The organism is Streptomyces sp. R302 (assembly GCF_012927245.1).
Taxonomy (GTDB): Bacteria; Actinomycetota; Actinomycetes; order Streptomycetales; family Streptomycetaceae; genus Streptomyces.
This window is the reverse complement of record NZ_JABBGE010000001.1, coordinates 279601-299525: the sequence shown is the minus strand read 5'-3', so window position 1 is coordinate 299525 and position 19925 is coordinate 279601. Positions and strand designations below refer to the sequence as shown.

Below are 19925 nucleotides of genomic sequence, written 5' to 3'. Positions count from 1 at the left end.
CCTTCTTCATCACCACTCCATACCGCCCCCGTAGAGCCGGTCCGGTGCCTCGCGCACCGGGCCGGCCGGGCGTGTTCCCGGCAGAGGCGCCGCCGAAGGGCCGGTCAGTCCGTCCAGCCGGCCTTGGCCGCGAGGACCCCGGCCTCGAAGCGGCTGCGGGCGCCGAGCCGTGCCATCAGCTCGGACATGATCCGGCGCTCCGTGCGCAGGCCGATGCCGAGCTTCTTCGCGGCGATCTCATCGGTGGCGCCCTGCGTGAGCTGGCGCAGCAGTTCCCGCTCCTGTGCGGTCAGGCCGGCCGCGTCCCGGTCACGGACGCTGCCGAGGGGTGCCGCGCGCTCCCAGACCTGATCGAACAGGGAGACGAGGGCGGTCATGACGCCGGGGCCGGTCAGCTGCACGGCGCCCTTCTTGGTGTTGTCCGGGTCGACGGGCAGCAGGGCGACCTCGCGGTCGAAGAGGACCATCCGCAGCGGGAGGGCCGGGACGGTGCGCACCTCGCCGCCGTTGTCGTGCAGCCAGTGCGCGTAATCGACGGTGGGCGTGTCGTTGCGGACGCTGTCCAGGTAGGCGGTCAGGACGCGCACCCCGCGCCGCATCAGCTGCTCGTCGAGGGGGCGGCTCGCCTCCAGGCTGGCCGCGGACTGCGCGCCGCCGGGCATGAAGGACAGGCACTCGTGGGTGCTGCGGTGGGCCAGCTCTTCGAGCCGGGCCTGGATGGCGTCGATCCCCTGGAGGTACTCCACGCCGTGCCGTTCACCGGTGCGCAGCTCGGCGTACTCGGCGAGCAGGGTGCTGATGGCGGCCTGCGACTCGGCGAACTGCTGCTGTTGCGCGAGGAGTTCCGCCTGCTGTCGCTGGAGCAGGAGCTGGAAGCCCAGGTTGGGGCTGACGGGTCGGACACCGCCGGGGGCCTGGAGGGAGCGGCGCAGCAGGTTGAGCTCCGCGAGCCGGTCCAGGGCCGCGCGTATCTCCGGCTCGGGGCGGCCCAGATGGCCGGCGAGCTCCGCGACGCCCCAGTCCTGGTGCGTGAGCATCAGGCGGTAGACCGTCTCGGCGTCCGCATCCAGTCCCAAACTCGCCAGCACAGCGACCCCCCGGCCACGTCTCAAGATGCGAGACATTCTCGTCAGTCCATCGGCGAGCGCCGATCTTTGCAGCTCAGGTCGGCCGCAGACAAGACGTCTTCACCTTTCGACCAGACCCCCGAGGCACCGGTCCCGGCCACCCCGTGCGGCCGGAATTACCCCTCACAGGCAGGTCGTTGCCGGACGCAGTTCATGCCAGCCGATATCCCTTCCGCCGCCGCCGGGGCCTCAGCAGACTTGTGGTCACAAAGGTTCGGCAGGCCGGCACGACGGAATCCGCACCTCACTTCACGCCCCTTTTCGCGGGGCATTCCATCCACCACACACGGAGGACAGCCATGTCCGCTGCGCGGAGTCTGCTGCGCCTGGCCAACAGGGCCGCCGCCGTCGCCCTGGGCTTCTCGCCCGCCGGCGGGCACGGCTGCGGCCCCAAGTGCCGCCACGCCGAGCTGTACGGCGAGATCGCTCCGGCCGAGGCCGACCAGCACGTGTGGTCCGTACCTGGGCTCGCCGCCCGGCCGGGAGGCCCCATGCTCATGGCCACCGCCACCCTCGTCGCCACCGACGCCGCCGCGCACCGGACCCTGAAGGCGGCGGCGGTGACGGACATCGTCTGGGCGTCCGCAAGGGGTGAGGACGACCTTGAGCATGTCCACGCCAGTTCCACTCCGGGTCGAATCGAGCTGACCTTCTTCCATCGGACGCGCAACCCCGCCGAGGCGATTTCCGCCGCGTGGGAAATCTGCGTGCGGGCACTGAATTCCAGCCCCTCTCTGGCCCATTGGCGGATCATCACCGCCCCCCGACTTCCCGACGCCCTCCCCGGCTCGGGCCCCCTTCCCGCGTGATCCAGATCACACACCCCTGCGAGGAGTACCACCCATGAGCGGCATCAACGACCCCCGTCTCAAGGCCGAAGAGCTCACCGTCGAGCCGCTGGCCGCCATCGACCACGACGTGAAGGTGCTCGGCTCGAAGAGCTACACCAACCGGCAGATCGCCGTCGCTGCCCTCGCCGCCCTGTCCGGCAAGGAAGGCGTGATCGACGGGGCGCTCATCTCCGACGACACCGTCTACTTCACCCGGGCCGTCGAGTCCTTCGGGCACGTCACCGCCGAGATCGACCACGCGGCCCACCGGATCGCCTTCACCCCCACGGGCAAGCCGATGACGGCCCCGCGGGAGGAGATCTTCGTCGGCGGCGCCGGCACCCCGCTGCGCTTCCTCATCTCCATGGCGGGCCTCGCCGAGGGCACCACCACCCTCACCGGCAACGCCCGCATGCAGGAGCGTCCGTTCGGCGACCTGCTCGCCGCCCTCCCGGGCCTCGGCGTCGAGGCGGTCGCGGTGCGCGGCAACGGCTCCCCGCCGATCCGCGTCACCGGCGGCAACTTCACCGGCGGGAAGACGAAGATCTCCGGCGCCGTCTCCAGCCAGTACACCTCCTCGCTCCTCATCAGCTCCGTGCTCGCGAAGCAGGACACCGAGATCGAGATCGTCGACGGGCTGGTCTCCAAGCCGTACGTCGAGATGACCCTCGCCACGCTCGCCGAGCACGGCATCACCGTCGAGCGCGACGGCTACCGCTGGTTCAAGGTGCCCGCCGGCCAGTCCTTCAAGGGCGGCCACGCCGTCGTCGAGCCGGACGCCTCGGGCCTGTCGTACTTCATCGCCGCCGCCGCGATCCTCGGCGGCCGGGTCACCGTCCCGGGCATCGGCTCCACCTCCCACCAGGGCGACGTCGGCCTGGTCGAGGTCCTCGGCCGGATGGGCGCGCACACCGAGGTCACCGAGAACTCGGTCACCGTCGAGGGCGGGCGGCTGCGGGGCATCGAGGTCGACATGGACGCCATGCCCGACGTCGTCCCCTCGCTCGCCGCCGTCGCCGCCTTCGCCGAGGGCCCGACCCACATCACCAACATCGCCAGCCTCCGGGTCAAGGAGTGCGACCGCATCGCGGCCGTCACCACCGAGCTGCGCAAGATGGGCGTGAAGGTCGACGAGTACGACGACGCCATGACCGTCCACGGCGGCCCCTCGCACGGCGCGGTCATCGACACCTACGACGACCACCGCATCGCCATGACCTTCGCCGTCATGGGCCTGCGCACCCCCGGCGTCGTCATCAAGGACCCCGGCTGCGTCGCCAAGTCCTTCCCCGCCTTCTGGCAGACCCTGGACACCCTGCGATGACCGGGTCCACCGACACCCGTCCCGGCATCCTGCTCGTCCTCGACGGCTGGGGCCACGCCGAACCGGGGACCGGGAACGCCCTCGCGGTCGCGGAGACCCCCGTCCTGGACGGCATCCGCACCAAGTACCCCGCCACGCTCGTCGAGGCGTCCGGGGAGTACGTCGGCCTGCTGCCCGGTACGGTCGGCAACTCCGAGATCGGCCACATGGTCATCGGCGCCGGCCGCCCGCTGGACTACGACAGCGTGCTCGTCCAGCGGCAGATCGACTCCGGCGGCCTGCGCGACAACCCGCGCCTGACCGAGGCGCTCGACGCGCTCGCGGCCGGCGGCGGCGCCCTGCACCTGATCGGACTGGTCTCCGACGGGCAGATCCACGCCCACGTCGACCACCTGCGCGAGCTGCTCTCCATCGCCTCCGCCCGGGGCGTGCGGCGGGTCTGGGTGCACGCCGTCACCGACGGCCGGGACGTCGCCGACCGCACGGCCGGTCACTACCTGGGCCGGGTCGAGGAGTTCTTCGCGACGACCGGCGTCGGCCGCCTGGCCACGGTCTCCGGCCGCGGCTACGCCCTCGACAAGAGCGGCGACCTGGAGCTGACCGCCAAGGTCACCCAGGCGGTCGCGGACGGTCGCGGAGCCCGCGCCCGCGACTACGCCCAGGTCCTGGCCGGGGCCGGCGACGGCGACGTCTGGGTCACGCCGACCGTCCTCACCGACGCCGCCGGCGAACCGCAGGCGACCATACGGGACGGCGACGCGGTCCTGTTCGCCAACTTCCGCAGCGACCGCATCCAGCAGCTCGCCGACGACCTGGTCAAGCACCTGGCCGAGAGCGACGTGCGGATCCTCTCCCTGACCCGGTACGACACCGAGGCGGACATCCCCGCCCTGGTCGGCCGCGCCGACGCCTCGGGCGGTCTCGCGGACCAGCTGGAGGCACACGGGCTGCGGTCCGTGCGGGTCGCGGAGCAGGAGAAGTTCGAGCACGTCACCTACTACCTGAACGGGCGCGACGAGCGGCGCCGGGAGGTCGAGGAGCACGTCCGGATCACCTCGGACGAGGCGCCCGAGTACACCGCCCGGCCCGAGATGAACCTCGACCGGGTCGCCGACGCGGTGATCGAGGCCGCCGGCCGGTCCGACGTCGCCCTGGTGGCGGCCAACCTCGCCAACATCGACGTCGTCGGCCACACCGGCGACCACGACGCCACCGTGAGGGCCGCCGAGTACACCGACGGGCAGGTCGACCGGATCCTGACCGCCGCCGCGGCGACCGGCCGCTGGGTGGTCCTGGTCGGCGACCACGGGAACGCCGAGCGGATGTCCACGCCCGGCCCGGACGGCACCCCGCTCCCGTACGGCGGGCACACCACCAACCCGGTCCCCGCGGTCGTCGTCCCGGCCCCCGGACAGCTCCTGCCCGACGCCCTCCGCGACGGCGGCAGCCTCGCCGACATCGCGCCCACCGTGCTCGCCCTGCTGGGTCGCCCGAACGGCCCGGCCATGACCGGACGGAGTCTGCTGTGACCCTCGCGCCCCCGCTCGCCCAGACCCTCACCCCGCTCGCCCCGACCCTCACCCCGGGCGGCCCCCGCTTCGCCGGCGCCTACGCCGACGGCGCCGTCCGCCACGAGCCGGACGCGGGCCCCTCGCTGGCCGCCGAGGTCCTCGCCAGCGCCGACGGCTCCGCCCACGTGCTGACCGTCACCAACCTCACCTCCGAGGCGCAGGAGCTGCTTCCCGAACCGCTGCTGCCGCCCGGCGACGGACCGCTGCTGTTCCTCGGCGGCGCCTCCACCACCGCCGAGCGCGACGGACGGCTCGTCGCCCGCCTCGCCCCCCACGGGTTCGTCCGCCTCGGGCGCGCCCTCGACACCGACCAGGAGACCGCCTCATGACCACCGTCACCGGACCCCGCCCCCGCGTGGCGCTGATCGGCGACCACGGCAAGTCCCCCGCCCACGCCCGCCTCGACGGCTTCCGCGCCGAGCTGGAGGTGGACACCGAGTGGGTGCCCACCGAGACGATCACCGGCCCGGAGTCCTTCGACGGCTTCGACGGCCTCTGGGTCGTCCCCGGCTCCCCGTACGAGAACAAGGACGGCGTCCTCGCCGCCGTCCGGCACGCCCGCGAGTACGGCGTCCCGTACCTGGGCACCTGCGGCGGCTTCCAGCACGCGCTGATCGAGTACGCCCGCAGCGTCGCCGGCCTCACCGACGCCGACGACGTCCAGTACGACCCCGAGGCCGCCACCCCGCTGATCGTGCCGCTCACCTGCTGCCTCGCCGGCGAGCAGGCGCCGCTGCTGCTGACGGCCGGCAGCCGGCTGGCGGCCGTCTACGACGGTGCCGAGCGCTCGACGGAGACGTACCACTGCAAGTACGGCCTGAACGCGGAGTTCGTGGAACTGCTCACCGGCGCGGGCGTGCTGTTCAGCGGATGGGACGAGGAAGGCGCCCCGCGGGCCGCCGAGGTGCCCGGGCACCCGTTCTTCATCGGCACCCTGTTCCAGCCCGAGCTGGTCTCCGGACCGGGCCGGATCCACCGGCTGATCACGGCCTTCACGGCCGAGGTGAGCGCGCGGGCGGCCGTCGCCGTCTGAGGCGGTACGCCCCTGGGAACGGCCTCGCCCGTCCGAGGCGGTACGCCCGGCGTGGGCGGTTCACGCCTCCGCCGGGCCCTCGCCCTCGCCCTCGCCCCAGATCAGCGCGTCGAGCACCGCACGCTGCTCGGGCCGGACCGCGTACCAGGCCCAGGTGCCGCGCTTCCTGCGGCTCACCAGGCCGGTGCTCACCAGGATCTTCATGTGGTAGCTGACGGTCGGCTGGGCGAGGTCGAGCAGCGGCGTCATGTCGCACACGCATGCCTCGCCGTCCGGGGCCGCGAGCAGCACGCTGAGGATCTGCAGCCGGGTGGGATCGGCGATGCCCTTCACGCTCCGGGCCAGCGCCTCCGCCCGCTCTCTGGGCAGCGGGTCCACTTCGAGAGGCGGCCCGCAGGTCGGATCCTCGTCGACGAAGGGCAGCAACCCCGAGCGATGGTCGGTCGCTTGTTCTGCTGGCATAACGATCACCCTATGACCGCACGGCCGGCCGACCGCGTCCCGTCAGTCGAGTTCATCCACTGTTCGCCTGTCATTCAATGCCCGTCCGAACAGCCCCCGCACGTCCTCCCCTTCCCTTCCCCACCACCGCAAAGGCACCGCCATGTCTGTCATCTCCACCGAACTCCGAAGCACCGCTGCGGTCTTCACCGCGCGCCGGATGCGGCAGGGCGCCGCCGCCTCCGCCGGACTCGTCCTCGCCGCCGTCCTCACCGGCTGCGCCGGCTCCGCGAAGGCCGACACCGGGGCCCTCCAGGCCAGCGGCTCCACCACGGTCGCCCCGGTCGCCTCCGACGCCGCCGAGGCGCTCAAGTCCAAGGGCCTGAACATCACCGTCGCCACCCAGGGCGGCTCCGCCGGCGGCATCTCCCAGCTCGGCACCGGCCAGATCGAGATCGCCCTCAGCTCCAAGCCGCTGTCCGACAAGGACCACAAGGCGTACCCGGACGCCGACTTCGTGACCACGCAGATCGGCGCGGACGCCGTGGGCGTCATCATCACCAAGGAGGTCGCCGACGGCGGGGTGAAGAGCCTCTCCAAGGCGCAGGTGCAGGGCCTGTTCGAGGGCAGGATCACCAACTGGAAGGAGGTCGGCGGCCCCGACCTCCAGGTCTTCGTCTACGACAAGGAGCCCGGCCGCGGCACCCGCGAGGTCCTCGACAAGTTCGTCTACGGCAAGGGCGAGCCGCCGGCCCCGCCGCAGTCCGCGAACTACGCCGTCGTCGGCGGCAACACCGAGACCCGCAACAAGCTGAAGTCCACCCGCGGTTCGGTCGCCCCGCTGTCGACCGGCTTCATCGACGGCCACCCCGACCTGGTCGCCGTCCCCCTGGAGGGCATCGCCCCCACCCTGGAGAACGTGGCCACCGGCACGTACCCGATGACCCGCCCGCTGTACATGATCACCAACGGGCAGCCGAAGGGCCACGCCAAGCAGTACATCGACTACATCCTGTCGGCCGAGGGCCAGAAGCTGCTGCCCAAGCACGGCTACCTCACCCGCGAGCAGATGGGGCTCTGACCGATGAGCCTCACCCTGGAGCGCCCCGCCGAGGCGCCCGTGACCGCCGCGACGCGGCCGCCCGTGGAGGGCGGCCGCCCCGGCCGGGCGAGATGGGTCTGGGGCTGGGCCTACAGCGGCGTCCTGTCCGTCGTCCTGGCCCTCGTGGTCCTGGTCGGGTACCTGGCCGACGGCATCGCGAGCGGCACGGTCGACTGGGGGGCCCTGCTCACCGACTCCGTCTGGAGCCCGGGGAACCTCGCCTTCGGCGGCCTGGCCATGATCTACGGCTCGGCGGTCGTCTGCGTCCTCGCCCTGGTCCTCGCGGTCCCCGTCGGCTGGGCGGCGGCCGTCGCGCTCTCCGAGTACCTGCCGCCCCGCCTCGCCAAGCCCCTCCGCCTGAGCATCGAGCTCCTCGCCGCGGTCCCCTCCATCGTCTACGGCCTGATCGGCATCATGGTGATCCGGCCGTTCGTCGCCGGTCTCGGCGACGTGCCGGGCGGCGACAGCATCCTCGCCGCCGGCATCGTCCTCGCGGTGATGATCATGCCGACGATCGTGGCGGTCAGCGTCGACGCCCTCGCCGCCGTGCCCGGCCGCTACCGGGAGGCCGCGTACTCCCTCGGCCTGACGCGGCGCGAGGTCGTCCGCTCCGCCGTACTCCCCCAGGCCCGCTCGGGCATGCGCGCCGGCGTCCTGCTCGGCCTGGCCCGGGCACTCGGCGAGGCCATCGCGGTCTTCATGGTCATCGGCCGCGCCGACGGACGGCTCCCGCAGTCGTTCGGGGACTTCTTCTCCTCGCTCGTCCGCCCCGGCCAGACCCTGACCACCAAGCTGGCCGGCCCCGAGCCGATGCTCGCGGGCACCTCCGGCCCGTACTTCGCAGCCCTGTGCGGGCTCGGCGTCATCCTGCTCGCCCTGGTCGCCGCCGCCACCGTGTGGGGCACCCGCGGCTCTTCGGCCCGGGTGCGACGCGGTCCGCGCGTCCGGCGGACCTCCGCGTGGATGCGCGGCCCCAAGGACCGGCTGACGACGGCCGTCCGGTACGGCGCCCTGCTCCTGCCGACCGCCCTCCTCCTGGGCATGCTCGGCATCCTGCTGGCCCGCGGTGGCGCGGCGCTCAACCCGGCCTTCTGGTTCACGCCGTCCGCCGGCGCGGCCGACGGGGGCATCCGCGACCAGATCGTCGGCACGCTCCTGCTCCTCGCCACCACGGCGCTGATCGCGCTGCCGCTCGGCTACGGAGCGGGCATCGTGATCGGCACCCGCGCCTCGGCGAAGACCTCCCGGATCCTGGAGACGCTGACGGTGGCGGTCGGCGGGACGCCCACCATCCTGCTCGGCCTGGCGGGCTACGTCCTGCTCTGCACGACGATGGGCTGGGGCAGGTCCTGGCTGGCCGGTGCGGTCGTCCTGGTCCCGGTCGTGGTCCCGGTCGTCGCGCTCACCACTGCCGGACGCGTCCGCGGGATGCCGGGCGAACTCACCGAGGCCGCGCTCGCGCTTGGCCTGACCCGGTCGCAGTACATCCGCTCCGTGGTCATCCCCTACACGTGGCCGGCGACGCTCACCGGCCTGCTGCTCGGTCTGGCCCGGGCCGCGGGCGAGACGGCCCCCCTGATCTTCACCGCGACGGTGTTCTTCGGGGCCCCCGCCCTCCCGGCCGGCATCGTCGACGCCCCCATCCAGGCCCTGCCCACGCACATCTTCACCCTGTCGCAGGACTCCGGCGCCCCCGAGGCGATCGCCCAGGCGTGGGGCAGCGCCCTCGTCCTGGTCCTGATCACCGCGGGACTCCTCACCCTGGCCGTCTTCCTGCGCAACCGATTCGAAGGAGCACGACGTTGGACAACGTGACGACGGGGAACGCGACCCCGGAGAACGTGATCTCCGTCCGCGACCTGCGGGTCCTCGACGGAAAGAAGACGCTGGTCGGCCCGGTCTCCTTCGAGCTGCCCGCCGGCTCCACCACCGGTCTGTGCGGCCCCTCCGGCGCCGGCAAGTCGACGGTGCTGCGCGCCCTGGTCGACCTCCTGCCGCACGGGCTGCGGCGGGTCGGCGAGGTGGACGTGCAGGGGCGCGCGATCTGCTGCGGCAAGGGGGACGCGACCCTGCGGAGCACGGTCGTCCTGGTGCCGCAGACGCCGGTGGTCTTCGGCGGAAGCATCATGGACAACGCCCTGTTCGGCCTCCGCCACCTGGTCCGCGCCTCCCGTACGGAGATGCGCGACCGGATGGAGAAGGCGCTGCGGGAGTCGGGCCTGTGGAACGAGGTCCGCGACCGGCTCGACACCCCGGCGCAGTCGCTCTCCAACGGCCAGCGCCAGCGGTTGTGCCTGGCCCGGGCCCTCGCCCTGGAGCCGGCGGCGCTCCTGCTCGACGAGCCGACCAGCGCCCTGGACGAGCGCAGCCGTGACACGGTCGAGGAGTCGGTGGCGGCGCTGCGCGGCAACCGTACGGTCCTGCTCGTGTCGCACGACCCGGGCCAGGTGGACCGGCTCTGCGACCGTACGGTCAAGCTGGAACTGCCGGAGGCGGCCGCGCTGGTGACCGCTTCCTGAACCCCGCATCGCGGGGTCCCCGGTGATCGGGCCCGGTCCGTCGTGAGGAAAGCACGACGGGCCGGGCCCGACGCTTTTCAGCCGGCGGTGACGAGCCCGGCCTCGGCGGCCGGCTCCGCGTCGCGGCGGGCCGCGAGGTACCGCTCGGCGTCGAGGGCGGCGGCGCAGCCGGAGCCCGCGGCCGTGATGGCCTGGCGGTAGATGTGGTCGACGACGTCACCGGCGCCGAAGACGCCCGGGAGGCTCGTACGGGTCGTCGGGGACTGCGTCTTCAGGTAGCCCTCGCCGTCGAGTTCGAGCTGGTCGGCGAAGAGTTCGGTGCGCGGGTCGTGGCCGATGGCGATGAACAGGCCGGTCGCGTCCAGCTCGCGGGTCTCGCCGGAGAGGACGTCCCGGAGGACGACGCCGGACAGCATGCCGTTCTCGGACCTGATCTCGGCGACCTCGCTGTCGAAGGCGAAGGAGATCTTGTCGTCGGCGAAGGCCCGGTTCTGCATGGTCTTGGACGCGCGCAGGGTGGAGCGGCGGTGGACGACGGTGACCGAGCGGGCGAAGCGGGTGAGGAAGGTGGCCTCCTCCATGGCGGTGTCGCCGCCGCCGACCACGACGATGTCGCGGTCGCGGAAGAAGAAGCCGTCGCAGGTGGCGCACCAGGAGACGCCGCGACCGGACAGCTCGTCCTCCTGGGGGAGGCCGAGCTTGCGGTAGCCGGAGCCGGTGGCGATGATCACCGTCTTCGCGCGGTGGACGGTGCCGGCGGAGTCGGTGAGGAGCTTGATGTCGCCGGCGAGGTCGACGGAGACGATGTCGTCGTCGATCATCTCGGCGCCGAACTTCTCGGCCTGGGCCCGCATGTCGTCCATGAGGTCCGGGCCGTCGATGCCGGTGGGGAAGCCGGGGAAGTTCTCGACCTCGGTGGTGGTGGTGAGCGAGCCGCCGACGAATATGGAGCTGCCGAACAGCAGCGGCTTCAGCTGGGCGCGGGCCGTGTAGAGCGCGGCGGTGTACCCGGCGGGGCCGGAGCCGATGATGACGACCTCGCGGACGTCGTCCTGGGCACCGGTCGGGGTCGTGGCAGTCGTCATGGTGAGGTCAGCTCTCCTGCTTCTCGGCGTTCTTGGAGTCGATCTCCGCGATGAGGCCCTCGATGAGCCCCTTGATCTCGTCCCGGATGGGACGGACGGCCTCGACCCCCTGGCCGGCCGGGTCCTCCAGGACCCAGTCGAGGTAGGTCTTGCCGGGGAAGTAGGGGCAGGCGTCGCCGCAGCCCATGGTGATGATGTAGTCCGACGCCTGCGCGGCCTCGGCGGTGAGGACCTTCGGCTTCTGGTCGGAGATGTCGATGCCGAGCTCGGTCATGGCGGCCACGGCGGCCGGGTTGACCTGGTCGCCCGGGAGGGAGCCGGCCGAGCGGACCTCGACGCGGTCGCCCGCCAGGTGGCGGAGGAAGCCGGCGGCCATCTGGGAGCGCCCCGCGTTGTGGACGCAGACGAACAGTACGGACGCGAGCGGGGTCTCGGACATCGGTTCTTCCTTCACAGCAGGCAGGTATCAGCCCGGGCTGGCATCAGCCCTCAATGATGTGACAGTATCAGTCCATGCTGACGTCAGTCGACACTGAGCTGTTGAAGGTCCTCGCCGACCCGCTGCGGCTCCAGATCGTGACCCTGCTCGCCCGCGAGACCCTGTGCACCACGCACCTGGTGGAGGAGACGGGGGCCAGACAGACCAACCTCTCCAACCACCTGCGCGTGCTCCGCGAGGCCGGCGTCGTGGACACCGAGCCCTGCGGCCGGTTCACGTACTACCGACTGCAGCCCGAGGTCCTGGACTCGCTCGCCGAGCAGTTCGCCGGCCTCGCCGCCACCGCCCGCGCCAACGCCGACACCAAGAGGTCCTGCCCGTGACCCCCGCCGCCCCCACGACCACGAGTCCCGAGAAGTCCGTGGTCGCGAAGCTGTCGACACTCGACCGCTTCCTCGCCGTCTGGATCCTCCTGGCCATGGGCCTCGGCCTCGGCCTCGGGCGGCTGGTCCCCGGCCTGGACGACGCCCTCGCGAAGGTCGAGATCGGCGGGATCTCGCTCCCCATCGCCGTCGGACTGCTGATCATGATGTATCCGGTCCTGGCCAAGGTCCGCTACGACAGGCTCGACGCCGTCACCGGCGACCGCAAGCTGATGATCTCCTCGCTGGTCATCAACTGGATCCTGGGCCCGGCGATCATGTTCGCCCTGGCCTGGATCTTCCTGCCGGACCTGCCCGAGTACCGCACCGGCCTGATCATCGTCGGCCTGGCCCGCTGCATCGCCATGGTCATCATCTGGAACGACCTCGCCTGCGGCGACCGCGAGGCCGCCGCCGTCCTGGTCGCCCTGAACTCGGTCTTCCAGGTCCTGGCCTTCGGCGTCCTCGGCTGGTTCTACCTCGACCTGCTGCCCGGCTGGCTGGGCCTGGGCGAGGGCGAGACGCTCGACATCTCCATGTGGAAGATCGCGCTGAACGTCGTCATCTTCCTCGGCGTCCCGCTCGTCGCGGGCTTCCTGACCCGCCGCATCGGCGAGAAGAAGCTGGGCCGCGAGTCGTACGAGGCGAAGTTCCTGCCGAGGATCGGCCCGTGGGCCCTCTACGGCCTGCTCTTCACCATCGTGATCCTCTTCGCCCTCCAGGGGAAGACGATCACCTCGCAGCCGCTCGACGTCGCCCGCATCGCGCTCCCCCTCCTCGTCTACTTCGCGATCATGTGGTTCGGCACCTTCGCGCTCGGCAAGGCGATCGGCCTGCACTACGACCGCACGGCGACCCTCGCCTTCACCGCGGCCGGCAACAACTTCGAGCTCGCCATCGCCGTCGCCATCGCCACCTTCGGCGTCACCAGCGGCCAGGCCCTCTCCGGCGTCGTCGGCCCGCTGATCGAGGTCCCCGTCCTCGTCGCCCTGGTGTACGTGTCGCTGGCCTGGCGCAGGAAGTTCGCCCCCGCCCAGCGGTAGGCACGCTCCGCGTCACCACCAGGTGCCCCGCCCCGCCGCGCGGGCCGGGGCACCGTCGTCGAGAAGGGAATCCCGGGCATGCCCCAGCACCAGACCGTCGACGTCGTCGTGATCGGCGGAGGCCAGGCGGGCCTCGCCGCCGGCTACCACCTGCGCCGTGCCGCACTGGACTTCGTCGTCCTGGACGCCGATACGTCCCCTGGCGGCGCCTGGAAGCACACCTGGGACTCCCTCCACCTCTTCTCCCCCGCCGCGTACTCGTCCCTCCCCGGCCGCCTGATGCCCCCGCAGCCGGGCGAGACGTACCCGGACGCGGCCCACGTCGTCGCGTACCTCTCCGACTACGAGCAGCGCTACGACCTCCCAGTCCACCGCCCCGTACGCGTCTCGGGCGTCCACCGCGACGGCGAACTCCTCCGCGTCGAAACCGACTCGGGTACGTGGCGGGCCCGGGCGGTCATCAGCGCGACGGGCACCTGGTCCCGCCCCTTCGTCCCGGCCGTCCCCGGCCGTACGGAGTTCCAGGGCGCCCAGCTCCACACCGTGGAGTACCAGCGGCCCTCCGACTTCGCCGGCCGGAAGGTGATCGTGGTCGGCGGCGGCAACTCCGGCGCGCAGATCGCCGCCGACCTCGCGTACGACTCCGACCTGACCTGGGTCACCCTCCGCGAACCCCGCTACCTCGCCGACGACATCGACGGCCGCGCCCTCTTCGACCACGCCACCGCACGCCGCAAGGCCCTCGACGAGGGCCGCACCGACACCGGCGGCGTCGCCTCCCTCGGCGACATCGTCGCCGTCCCCCCGGTCCGCACCGCCCGCGACGCCGGACTCCTCAAGGCGCAGCCGATGTTCACCCGGCTCACCGCGACCGGCGTGGAATGGCCCGACGGCACGACGGCCGAAGCCGACGCGATCATCTGGTGCACCGGCTTCCGCCCCGCCCTCTCCCACCTCGCCCCGCTGGGCCTGCGCGGCCCCCGAGGCCACATCCCCACCACCGGCACCCAGGCGATCGGCGAACCCCGCCTCCACCTCCTCGGCTACGGCGACTGGACCGGCCCCGCCTCCGCCACCCTCATCGGCGTCGGCCGCCCGGCCCGCGACGCGGCCCGCGCCGTCGCCGAGCTCCTGCGCTAGCCGACGACCCGGCTGCGGCGCTCCAGCAGCACCGTGTCCCGCCACCGGCCGTGGTGCCGGCCGACGCGCTCGCGCCGGCCGATGAGGCGGAAGCCCGCGCGCTCGTGCACGGCGAGGCTCGCCGTGTTCTCCGGGAAGATCCCGGACTGGATCGTCCAGATCCCGGCCGCCTCCGTGGAGTCGATCAGGGCCCGCAGGAGGGCGCCGGCGACCCCGCGTCCACGGGCCTCGGGATGGACGTACACCGAGTGCTCGACCACCCCCGCGTACACGCGGCGGTCGGAGACGGCGGAGGCGGCGACCCAGCCGAGGACGCGGTCGGCCTCGCCGAGGGCGACGAAGCGGTGCCCGGGCAGTCTGCCCGCGTCGAAGACCTCCCACGTCGGCGCGGTGGTCTCGAAGGTGGCGTCGCCCTCGTCGATCCCGGCCCGGTAGATCGCCAGGACCTGCTCGGCGTGGTCGGCGGTCATCGGGGCCGACGCGTACTCAGCACCCATCGGGCACCTCCTCCCCCATGATCGACCGCACCGCGCGGGGGAAGACCGACAGGCAGGTGCGGTTCACGGCGTACAGGGTCGAGGTCCCCTGCTTCTCGGCGAGGACGAAGCGGACCTCGGCCAGGATCTTCAGGTGGTGGGAGACGGTCGACTGGCCGACGTCCACCCGGGCGACCAGTTCGCCCACCGTCATCGCCCGCCCGGCCCCGGCGAGCAGGTGCAGCAGCCGGACGCGGGTGGGGTCGCCGAGGGCCCGGAACCACGTGGCGTACGTACGGGCCTCGTCCTCGGTGATCGCCTCTGAGGTATTCATCGATCATCGACGATATTCGATGAATCGGGTTCTGGCCAGGGCGCCGGCTTCCTGCGAAGATCGCCCGCCATGGACTACACCCTGCACCGCGTACAGGCGGAGGACTGGCCCGCGTACCGGGCGATACGCCTGGACATGATCCGCGACACCCCGCTCGCCTACCTGGAGACGCTCGACGACGCCCTCGCCCACCCCGATTCCGAGTGGCGGTTCCGCACGACGCGGTCCGCGAGCCCGGGCAACATCGGTGTGGCGGCCGTCGAGCCCGAGGGAGCGTGGGTCGGGGTCATGAACGGATTCCTGCCGGCGCAGGACACGGCCAAGCTCGTCGGCGTCTGGCTGCACCCGGACCACCGGGGCCCGGCCGGGGGCGTGGCGGCGCTCATGCTGGACGAGATCGTGCGCTGGGCGCGCGAGGAGACGGCCGCCGAGCGCCTCGTCCTCCTCGTCCACGAGGAGAACCGCCGGGCCATCGGCTTCTACCGGCGCAGCGGCTTCGTCCCGACCGGCCACGAGGAGCCGTACCCGCTGAACGCGAACCAGCGTGAACGGGAGATGGAACTCCTCCTGCGCGACTGAGGCGCCGACCGGCAGCCGGCTCCGGGGCTACACCGCGCCGCTCAGTGCCTCTTCACGTAGGCCCGTGCCACCCGCACCGCCCGTGCCGCACGAGCCGCAGGCGGCGTTCCGCTCGTACTCCTCCGTCTGGACGCCGTACTCGATGGAGTCGAGGAGCAGCTTCGTGCCCAGGGACCTGGCCGGCAGGCCGAGGAGGAAGCGCAGGGTGTCGTTGACGGCGGCGGCCGAGACCATGGCGTTGAGCGGGCCGTAGCTCGGGGCCTGGTAGGCCTGGTTGTAGTCGGTGAAGTCGGTGGTCTCCAGGTCGCCGCCGTTGAACGAGGCCAGGCCGGTGTCGGCGAAGTGGCACTCCAGGCAGGCCGTGCGCCCGGGGACGACGAGCGGGCCGACGATGCCCATCGTGTCGAGGTAGCCGGCGCAGGTGTAGGGGACGCCGGTCCGGACCGACGCCTCGTTCAGCCAGCGGTGGACGTCCTGCGGGGTGTCGGCGGAGAGGATGACGAGGTCGCAGTCGGCGAAGTGCCGGACGGCGAAGTCGGGGCCGTCGAAGACGTCGTTGACGACGTCGACGCGCACCTCGGTGTTGCGTTCGGCGACGCGGCGGGCCAGGGCCTCGACCTTCGGGGTGCCGACGTCGCCCTCGGTGTACAGGAACTGGCGGGTGAGGTTCGTGGTCTCCACGACGTCCGCGTCGGCGACGACCAGCCGGCCGACACCCGCCGCGGCCAGCATCATCGCCACGTTGCTGCCGATGCCGCCGGTGCCGATGAGCCCGACGGTGCTGTTCCGGATGACGGCCATCGGGTCGCCCTCGAAGCCCGCGACGCCGAAGTAGAGGCGGTGGCGGCTGTAGCGCTCCTCCCGGTCGACCCAGTGCGTGGTGAGCACCCCGGCGCAGCGGAGCTCAGAGAGAAGCCGGCCGGCTTCCTCGACGCCCAGGTCGGAGTGGGCGGTCACGGTGGCGAGCGCCTCCGCCTCGGGGACGGGCCGGGAGAAGGCGGACAGGACGTGCCGCAGGTAGTCGGGGGCGTCCTCGACGGCCAGTGCCGCGGGCGGCATGAGGCCGATCATGAGGTCCTTGCCCGGCTGCAGGACGGAGAGGCCCTGCCGCAGGTTGATCGAAGTCATCGGGTACCTCCGTGGGCCGCCGCGGAGGCGGTCGCGTTCAGGGTGGACGGGGTGCGGGAGGTGGTCGGGGCCACGGTCTCGGTACGGGGTGCAAGGAGCCGCCCGCCGCCGAGGACGAGCAGGGCCGCGACGACCGAGAAGGCGGTGAGGAAGACGGCCGCTCCGGGCGGTCCGGCCAGGGCGAGCACGGCGCTCACGACGGCGACGGAGACCGGCTGGACGGCGGACTCCAGGGACTGCACGGCGGTCATCGTCTGGCCCAGGTGCTCCATCGGGACGCGCTCCTGGATGAGGTTGGAGCGGGAGACCGCGTAGACCATGCCGCAGAGGTTCACGACGAGCATCGCCGCCGCGGCGCCGATCCAGGACGGGACGGCGAAGAGGGCCGCGCCGAAGGCCATCCAGAAGGCGGCCCGCCGCATCACGGGTTCCTTGGGCCGGTCGGCGAGGCGCTGGCAGACCAGGGTGCCGAGGAAGAGGCCCGCGCCGGCGGCGCTCGTCACGATGCCGGCCTCGGTGGGCCCGTCGCCGTACACGTCCCGTACGGCGAAGACGGCCAGGGTGCCGAGGGGCGCGTACACGACGGCCACGGCGGCGATCGAGCTCATGAACCGCCCGGCGCCCTCGGCCCTGCGGAACCAGGTGAGGCCTTCGACGAGGCTCTTCCGGATGGGGGCGGTGGAGGCGTTCCCGGGCGTGGTGGGGACGCCGATGGTGAGGACGACGGCGGCGATGGCCAGGAAGGTGAGGCTGTCGAGCAGCATCAGCACGTCGGCCGAGGTGACCTGCAGCAGGAACCCGCCGGCGGCGGGGCCGAGGACCGAGGCGGACGTCCAGGCGCTGGCGAAGGCCGCGTTCACCTTGCTGCGGCGGTCTCCGTACACGCGGGGGATGGTGACGAAGGTGGCCGTGCGGGCGAACAGGTCGATGGTGTTCATCGCGTACGCGATGAGGCCGATCAGCCAGACGGCGGCGACGGACGCGCCGGCGGCGAGCGGGATCGTCAGGACGAGGCCGGCCTGGAGGAGGTAGGCCCACAGCATCATCGCGCGGGGCGACCGGCGGTCGGCGAGCACGCCGACGAGGGGGCCGGGGAACGCCTTGGGCAGCTGGGTGGCGAGGGCCACGCCGCCCATCGCGGCGAAGGAATGCGTCCGGTCGAGGACGAGAAGCGGAAGGACGATGTTGAAGACGCCGTTCCCGAAGGCGTTGACCCACATTCCGGCGAAATGGCGGCGGAATCTGGAGTCGCGCCAGATGGATTTCACACCGGACGGTTCCGCGTCCTTCTTTTCCGTATGCACCATGGGCCGTTCCGCCTCCGGACGAACTTCGGGACTGGACTGCGCTGCCGCGGGCCGGGAAACGGGGTCGCTCCCGGCCCGCGAGGCGACGACTGCTAGTTGAAGGCGCGGCCGGAGACGGCGCGGGCGGCGACGACCTTGATGATCTTCAGCATGATGACTCCCTGAGTGATTTCGAGGTTTCCCGGGATTTCCTCCCGGTGTCGCCTCCGTTTGTTGGCGACGAGTTGATGATGTCCTGTGGCGGGAGCCCACGGAAGGTCTTCCGATTGGCATCAATTGCACCCGGCAGGAAGCTGCCCCGAGCCGAAATCGGATACCACTGGAAAAGCCGTTCCGGAAACGCGAAAGCCCCCCGGGCGGAAGGCTCGGGGGGCCGGCGGAGGACGCGTACGGCAGCCTGTCGGCGCGCTGTCGAGGGCTCCGTTCAGCGCTTCCGGAAGGGACGCAGGAGGCGTGCCGTGTGCCGTTCGGCGCCCGGGTCGAGGACGAACAGCGGCAGGGCGTGGACGGCGTGGTGCCAGAAGGAGATGCCCATCGTCGCCTTGATGGAGGCGTGGAAGGCGAGGGAGGACAGCCCCACGGCACGGGGGCGCTTGCGCAGCGCGATCTGCGCGGCGGGGAAGAGCAGTTCGAAGGCGAGCGTGGCGGCGCTGGCGGCGGCCGCCACCGTCATCGGCCGCCGGCTGAGCCACTTGCCGGCGCGGGTGCCCAGCTCGGCCCAGCTGCCGCGCAGGGTACGGCCGTCGGCCCAGGCGGGCCCGCTCAGCAGCAGCTTGGAGAGCCCCGACTGGAAGTAGAGGCAGCCGTAGTACAGCCGCAGGGCGAGCAGCACGGCGGTGGCGACGTCGGACGACGGTCCCCCGCCGTCCGTGCCGTCGTCCGTCCCGCCGCCCGTACCGTCGCCCGTCCCCTCTCCGACGGCTTCGGCGAGGCTGCCGCGCGAGTCGGTCAGGGAGAGCAGGAGCAGGTAGACGTTGAGGTTGGAGTTGTAGTTCCACGCCCGCTGGTCGAACTGCGCCACGTGTCGCTGCACGGCGGCGAACGAGGCGTTGGCCGCGAACGTGAGGGCCTTGCTCTCGGCGCCGAGCGTCCAGGCGGCCGTCGACACGAACGCGAGCCGCCGCAGCGCCTCGTACTGCTCGGCGCTCAGCCGCCCGGAGGCCGGGCCGTCCTCGCCCTCCGCCTTCCGGCTCCACTCGTCGACGAGGGCGTCGCCGGGCGGGAGGTGCCAGAGCGTGTTCAGAATCGCCAGGCCGGTGGTGAGCCGGGCCAGTGCGAGGCGCTGACGCGCCCCGGTGATCTCAGGCAGCATGCCCCGCCTCCTCCTTGCTCTCATGCTCGGTCTCCTCGACGAGGGGCTCGACGAACCGCCACAGCGGTGCCTCCGCCCGATCGGCCACGACGCCTTCGGGGTCGTACCGGTGGACGAGCTCGGCCGACGTCACCTCCGTCCGGTCGTAGGGGGAGCAGGTCCGGAAGTCGACCTCGACGAAGTACAGCTCCATCGCGACGAACCGCCGCCCGGGACCCGCCGAGAACGACGCCTTCACCTCGTCCCAGGCCCGCCACCCGCGCCGGTTCAGCCGCTCCAGCGCCTGCCGGCAGAACCGGTCGCGGACCTCGACGTCGTCCTGCGCGTGGAAGACCCGTTCCAGGACGGACACCACCCGGAAGAACTCCAGCGGCAGCAGCGACCACGGATCGGTGGGCCCGACGGCCTCGCCGTCGTCCGTGAAGAGCCGGACGCGCATCTGCAGCGCCTGGTCACGCTTGTGGTACGCGAACATGTTGAAGGTGCAGAACGGCCACCGGTTGGTGTTGAGGACCGTGTGCACCACCTGGCCGGCGAGATAGACGGACGTCCCCGCGAGGATCGCCCGACTCAGCAGCTTGGCCCGGGGTACTGGGGACACGTGCGCTCTCTTTCGACGGGACGCGTACGCCGCCCATGCCGGCGCACACTGCGGTCACCGCCGAGTCTCGGCACCCGCCCGCCCGGGCGGAACCCGCACCCGCCGGCAGGAA

Annotated in this window: 22 protein-coding genes; 12 read left to right on the top strand and 10 right to left on the bottom strand. The window is 72.1% G+C overall.

The features are described from left to right. Positions 1-104: 104 nt before the first annotated feature. Positions 105-1076 (bottom strand): helix-turn-helix transcriptional regulator, encoded by a 972-nt coding sequence (locus HHL19_RS01340; protein WP_240981373.1) that lies wholly within the window; start codon positions 1074-1076, stop codon positions 105-107. Positions 1077-1426: 350 nt separating this feature from the next. Here HHL19_RS01340 and HHL19_RS01335 point away from each other — a divergent pair, with 350 nt between their 5' ends. The 5 genes from HHL19_RS01335 to HHL19_RS01315 are packed head-to-tail and all read left to right on the top strand — an operon-like array spanning position 1427 to position 5885. Further along, on the top strand, positions 1427-1936 hold the full coding sequence (locus HHL19_RS01335) for a hypothetical protein (RefSeq protein ID WP_169084677.1): 510 nt from the start codon (positions 1427-1429) through the stop codon (positions 1934-1936). Between the two features lie 34 nt (positions 1937-1970). Beyond that, the gene (aroA, locus tag HHL19_RS01330) at positions 1971-3281 is read left to right on the top strand and encodes a 3-phosphoshikimate 1-carboxyvinyltransferase (protein ID WP_169084675.1); all 1311 of its coding nucleotides are present in this window, start codon (positions 1971-1973) and stop codon (positions 3279-3281) included. Further along, positions 3278-4810 carry a 2,3-bisphosphoglycerate-independent phosphoglycerate mutase gene (gene gpmI, locus HHL19_RS01325; RefSeq protein WP_169084673.1) on the top strand — a complete coding sequence of 511 codons (1533 nt, stop codon included), beginning with the start codon at positions 3278-3280 and terminating at the stop codon, positions 4808-4810. The genes aroA and gpmI overlap by 4 nt, the downstream gene beginning before the upstream one ends. After that, positions 4807-5181 carry a hypothetical protein gene (locus HHL19_RS01320; protein WP_169084671.1) on the top strand — a complete coding sequence of 125 codons (375 nt, stop codon included), beginning with the start codon at positions 4807-4809 and terminating at the stop codon, positions 5179-5181. Before gpmI ends, HHL19_RS01320 begins: the two co-directional genes overlap by 4 nt. Continuing rightward, complete coding sequence (locus HHL19_RS01315) at positions 5178-5885, top strand: hypothetical protein (RefSeq protein WP_169084669.1); 708 nt, start codon at positions 5178-5180, stop codon at positions 5883-5885. The genes HHL19_RS01320 and HHL19_RS01315 overlap by 4 nt, the downstream gene beginning before the upstream one ends. Positions 5886-5945: 60 nt before the next feature. Here the strand turns inward: HHL19_RS01315 and HHL19_RS01310 are convergent, their stop codons facing one another. Further along, entirely contained in the window at positions 5946-6347 is a 402-nt protein-coding gene (locus tag HHL19_RS01310) for a metalloregulator ArsR/SmtB family transcription factor (RefSeq protein WP_169084668.1), read from the bottom strand. A 142-nt stretch (positions 6348-6489) separates the two neighbouring features. Here HHL19_RS01310 and HHL19_RS01305 point away from each other — a divergent pair, with 142 nt between their 5' ends. The 3 genes from HHL19_RS01305 to HHL19_RS01295 are packed head-to-tail and all read left to right on the top strand — an operon-like array spanning position 6490 to position 9947. Continuing rightward, positions 6490-7407, top strand: coding sequence for a phosphate ABC transporter substrate-binding protein (locus HHL19_RS01305; RefSeq protein ID WP_240981372.1), 918 nt, complete (start codon positions 6490-6492; stop codon positions 7405-7407). Between the two features lie 3 nt (positions 7408-7410). Further along, positions 7411-9243: a phosphate ABC transporter permease subunit PstC gene (gene pstC, locus HHL19_RS01300; protein WP_169084666.1), complete on the top strand. Its 1833-nt coding sequence runs from the start codon at positions 7411-7413 to the stop codon at positions 9241-9243. Continuing rightward, complete coding sequence (locus HHL19_RS01295; RefSeq protein ID WP_206324465.1) at positions 9231-9947, top strand: ATP-binding cassette domain-containing protein; 717 nt, start codon at positions 9231-9233, stop codon at positions 9945-9947. The genes pstC and HHL19_RS01295 overlap by 13 nt, the downstream gene beginning before the upstream one ends. Before the next feature lie 77 nt (positions 9948-10024). Here HHL19_RS01295 and trxB read toward each other — a convergent pair whose 3' ends face one another. Then, a complete protein-coding gene (gene trxB / locus HHL19_RS01290) occupies positions 10025-11032 on the bottom strand; it encodes a thioredoxin-disulfide reductase (RefSeq protein WP_169084664.1) in 1008 nt (335 codons plus the stop codon). 7 nt (positions 11033-11039) lie between these two features. Beyond that, the gene (locus tag HHL19_RS01285; RefSeq protein ID WP_169084662.1) at positions 11040-11471 is read right to left on the bottom strand and encodes an arsenate reductase ArsC; all 432 of its coding nucleotides are present in this window, start codon (positions 11469-11471) and stop codon (positions 11040-11042) included. 74 nt (positions 11472-11545) lie between these two features. Between HHL19_RS01285 and HHL19_RS01280 the strand changes: the two genes are divergently transcribed. The 3 genes from HHL19_RS01280 to HHL19_RS01270 all read left to right on the top strand — a co-directional run bounded on the left by HHL19_RS01280 (position 11546) and on the right by HHL19_RS01270 (position 14076). Next, positions 11546-11854 (top strand): metalloregulator ArsR/SmtB family transcription factor, encoded by a 309-nt coding sequence (locus HHL19_RS01280; protein WP_169084660.1) that lies wholly within the window; start codon positions 11546-11548, stop codon positions 11852-11854. Beyond that, the gene (gene arsB / locus HHL19_RS01275) at positions 11851-12936 is read left to right on the top strand and encodes an ACR3 family arsenite efflux transporter (RefSeq protein WP_169084658.1); all 1086 of its coding nucleotides are present in this window, start codon (positions 11851-11853) and stop codon (positions 12934-12936) included. Before HHL19_RS01280 ends, arsB begins: the two co-directional genes overlap by 4 nt. A 78-nt stretch (positions 12937-13014) precedes the next feature. Beyond that, positions 13015-14076: an ArsO family NAD(P)H-dependent flavin-containing monooxygenase gene (locus tag HHL19_RS01270; RefSeq protein ID WP_169084656.1), complete on the top strand. Its 1062-nt coding sequence runs from the start codon at positions 13015-13017 to the stop codon at positions 14074-14076. On the opposite strand, the gene HHL19_RS01265 is transcribed toward HHL19_RS01270, so the two are convergent. Continuing rightward, on the bottom strand, positions 14073-14573 hold the full coding sequence (locus HHL19_RS01265) for a GNAT family N-acetyltransferase (RefSeq protein WP_169084654.1): 501 nt from the start codon (positions 14571-14573) through the stop codon (positions 14073-14075). The two genes, HHL19_RS01270 and HHL19_RS01265, sit on opposite strands and share 4 nt — an antisense overlap. Beyond that, positions 14563-14886, bottom strand: coding sequence for a metalloregulator ArsR/SmtB family transcription factor (locus HHL19_RS01260; protein ID WP_169084652.1), 324 nt, complete (start codon positions 14884-14886; stop codon positions 14563-14565). The genes HHL19_RS01265 and HHL19_RS01260 overlap by 11 nt, the downstream gene beginning before the upstream one ends. A gap of 69 nt (positions 14887-14955) precedes the next feature. Between HHL19_RS01260 and HHL19_RS01255 the strand changes: the two genes are divergently transcribed. Continuing rightward, complete coding sequence (locus HHL19_RS01255; RefSeq protein WP_169084650.1) at positions 14956-15465, top strand: N-acetyltransferase; 510 nt, start codon at positions 14956-14958, stop codon at positions 15463-15465. A 27-nt stretch (positions 15466-15492) separates the two neighbouring features. On the opposite strand, the gene HHL19_RS01250 is transcribed toward HHL19_RS01255, so the two are convergent. The 4 genes from HHL19_RS01250 to HHL19_RS01235 form a co-directional block, all read right to left on the bottom strand. Then, positions 15493-16593 carry a ThiF family adenylyltransferase gene (locus tag HHL19_RS01250; RefSeq protein WP_169084648.1) on the bottom strand — a complete coding sequence of 367 codons (1101 nt, stop codon included), beginning with the start codon at positions 16591-16593 and terminating at the stop codon, positions 15493-15495. After that, positions 16590-17900: an MFS transporter gene (locus HHL19_RS01245; protein WP_169084646.1), complete on the bottom strand. Its 1311-nt coding sequence runs from the start codon at positions 17898-17900 to the stop codon at positions 16590-16592. The genes HHL19_RS01250 and HHL19_RS01245 overlap by 4 nt, the downstream gene beginning before the upstream one ends. Positions 17901-18324: 424 nt before the next feature. Next, positions 18325-19212: a hypothetical protein gene (locus HHL19_RS01240; RefSeq protein ID WP_169084644.1), complete on the bottom strand. Its 888-nt coding sequence runs from the start codon at positions 19210-19212 to the stop codon at positions 18325-18327. After that, on the bottom strand, positions 19202-19813 hold the full coding sequence (locus HHL19_RS01235) for a hypothetical protein (protein ID WP_169084642.1): 612 nt from the start codon (positions 19811-19813) through the stop codon (positions 19202-19204). Before HHL19_RS01235 ends, HHL19_RS01240 begins: the two co-directional genes overlap by 11 nt. Positions 19814-19925: the final 112 nt, after the last annotated feature.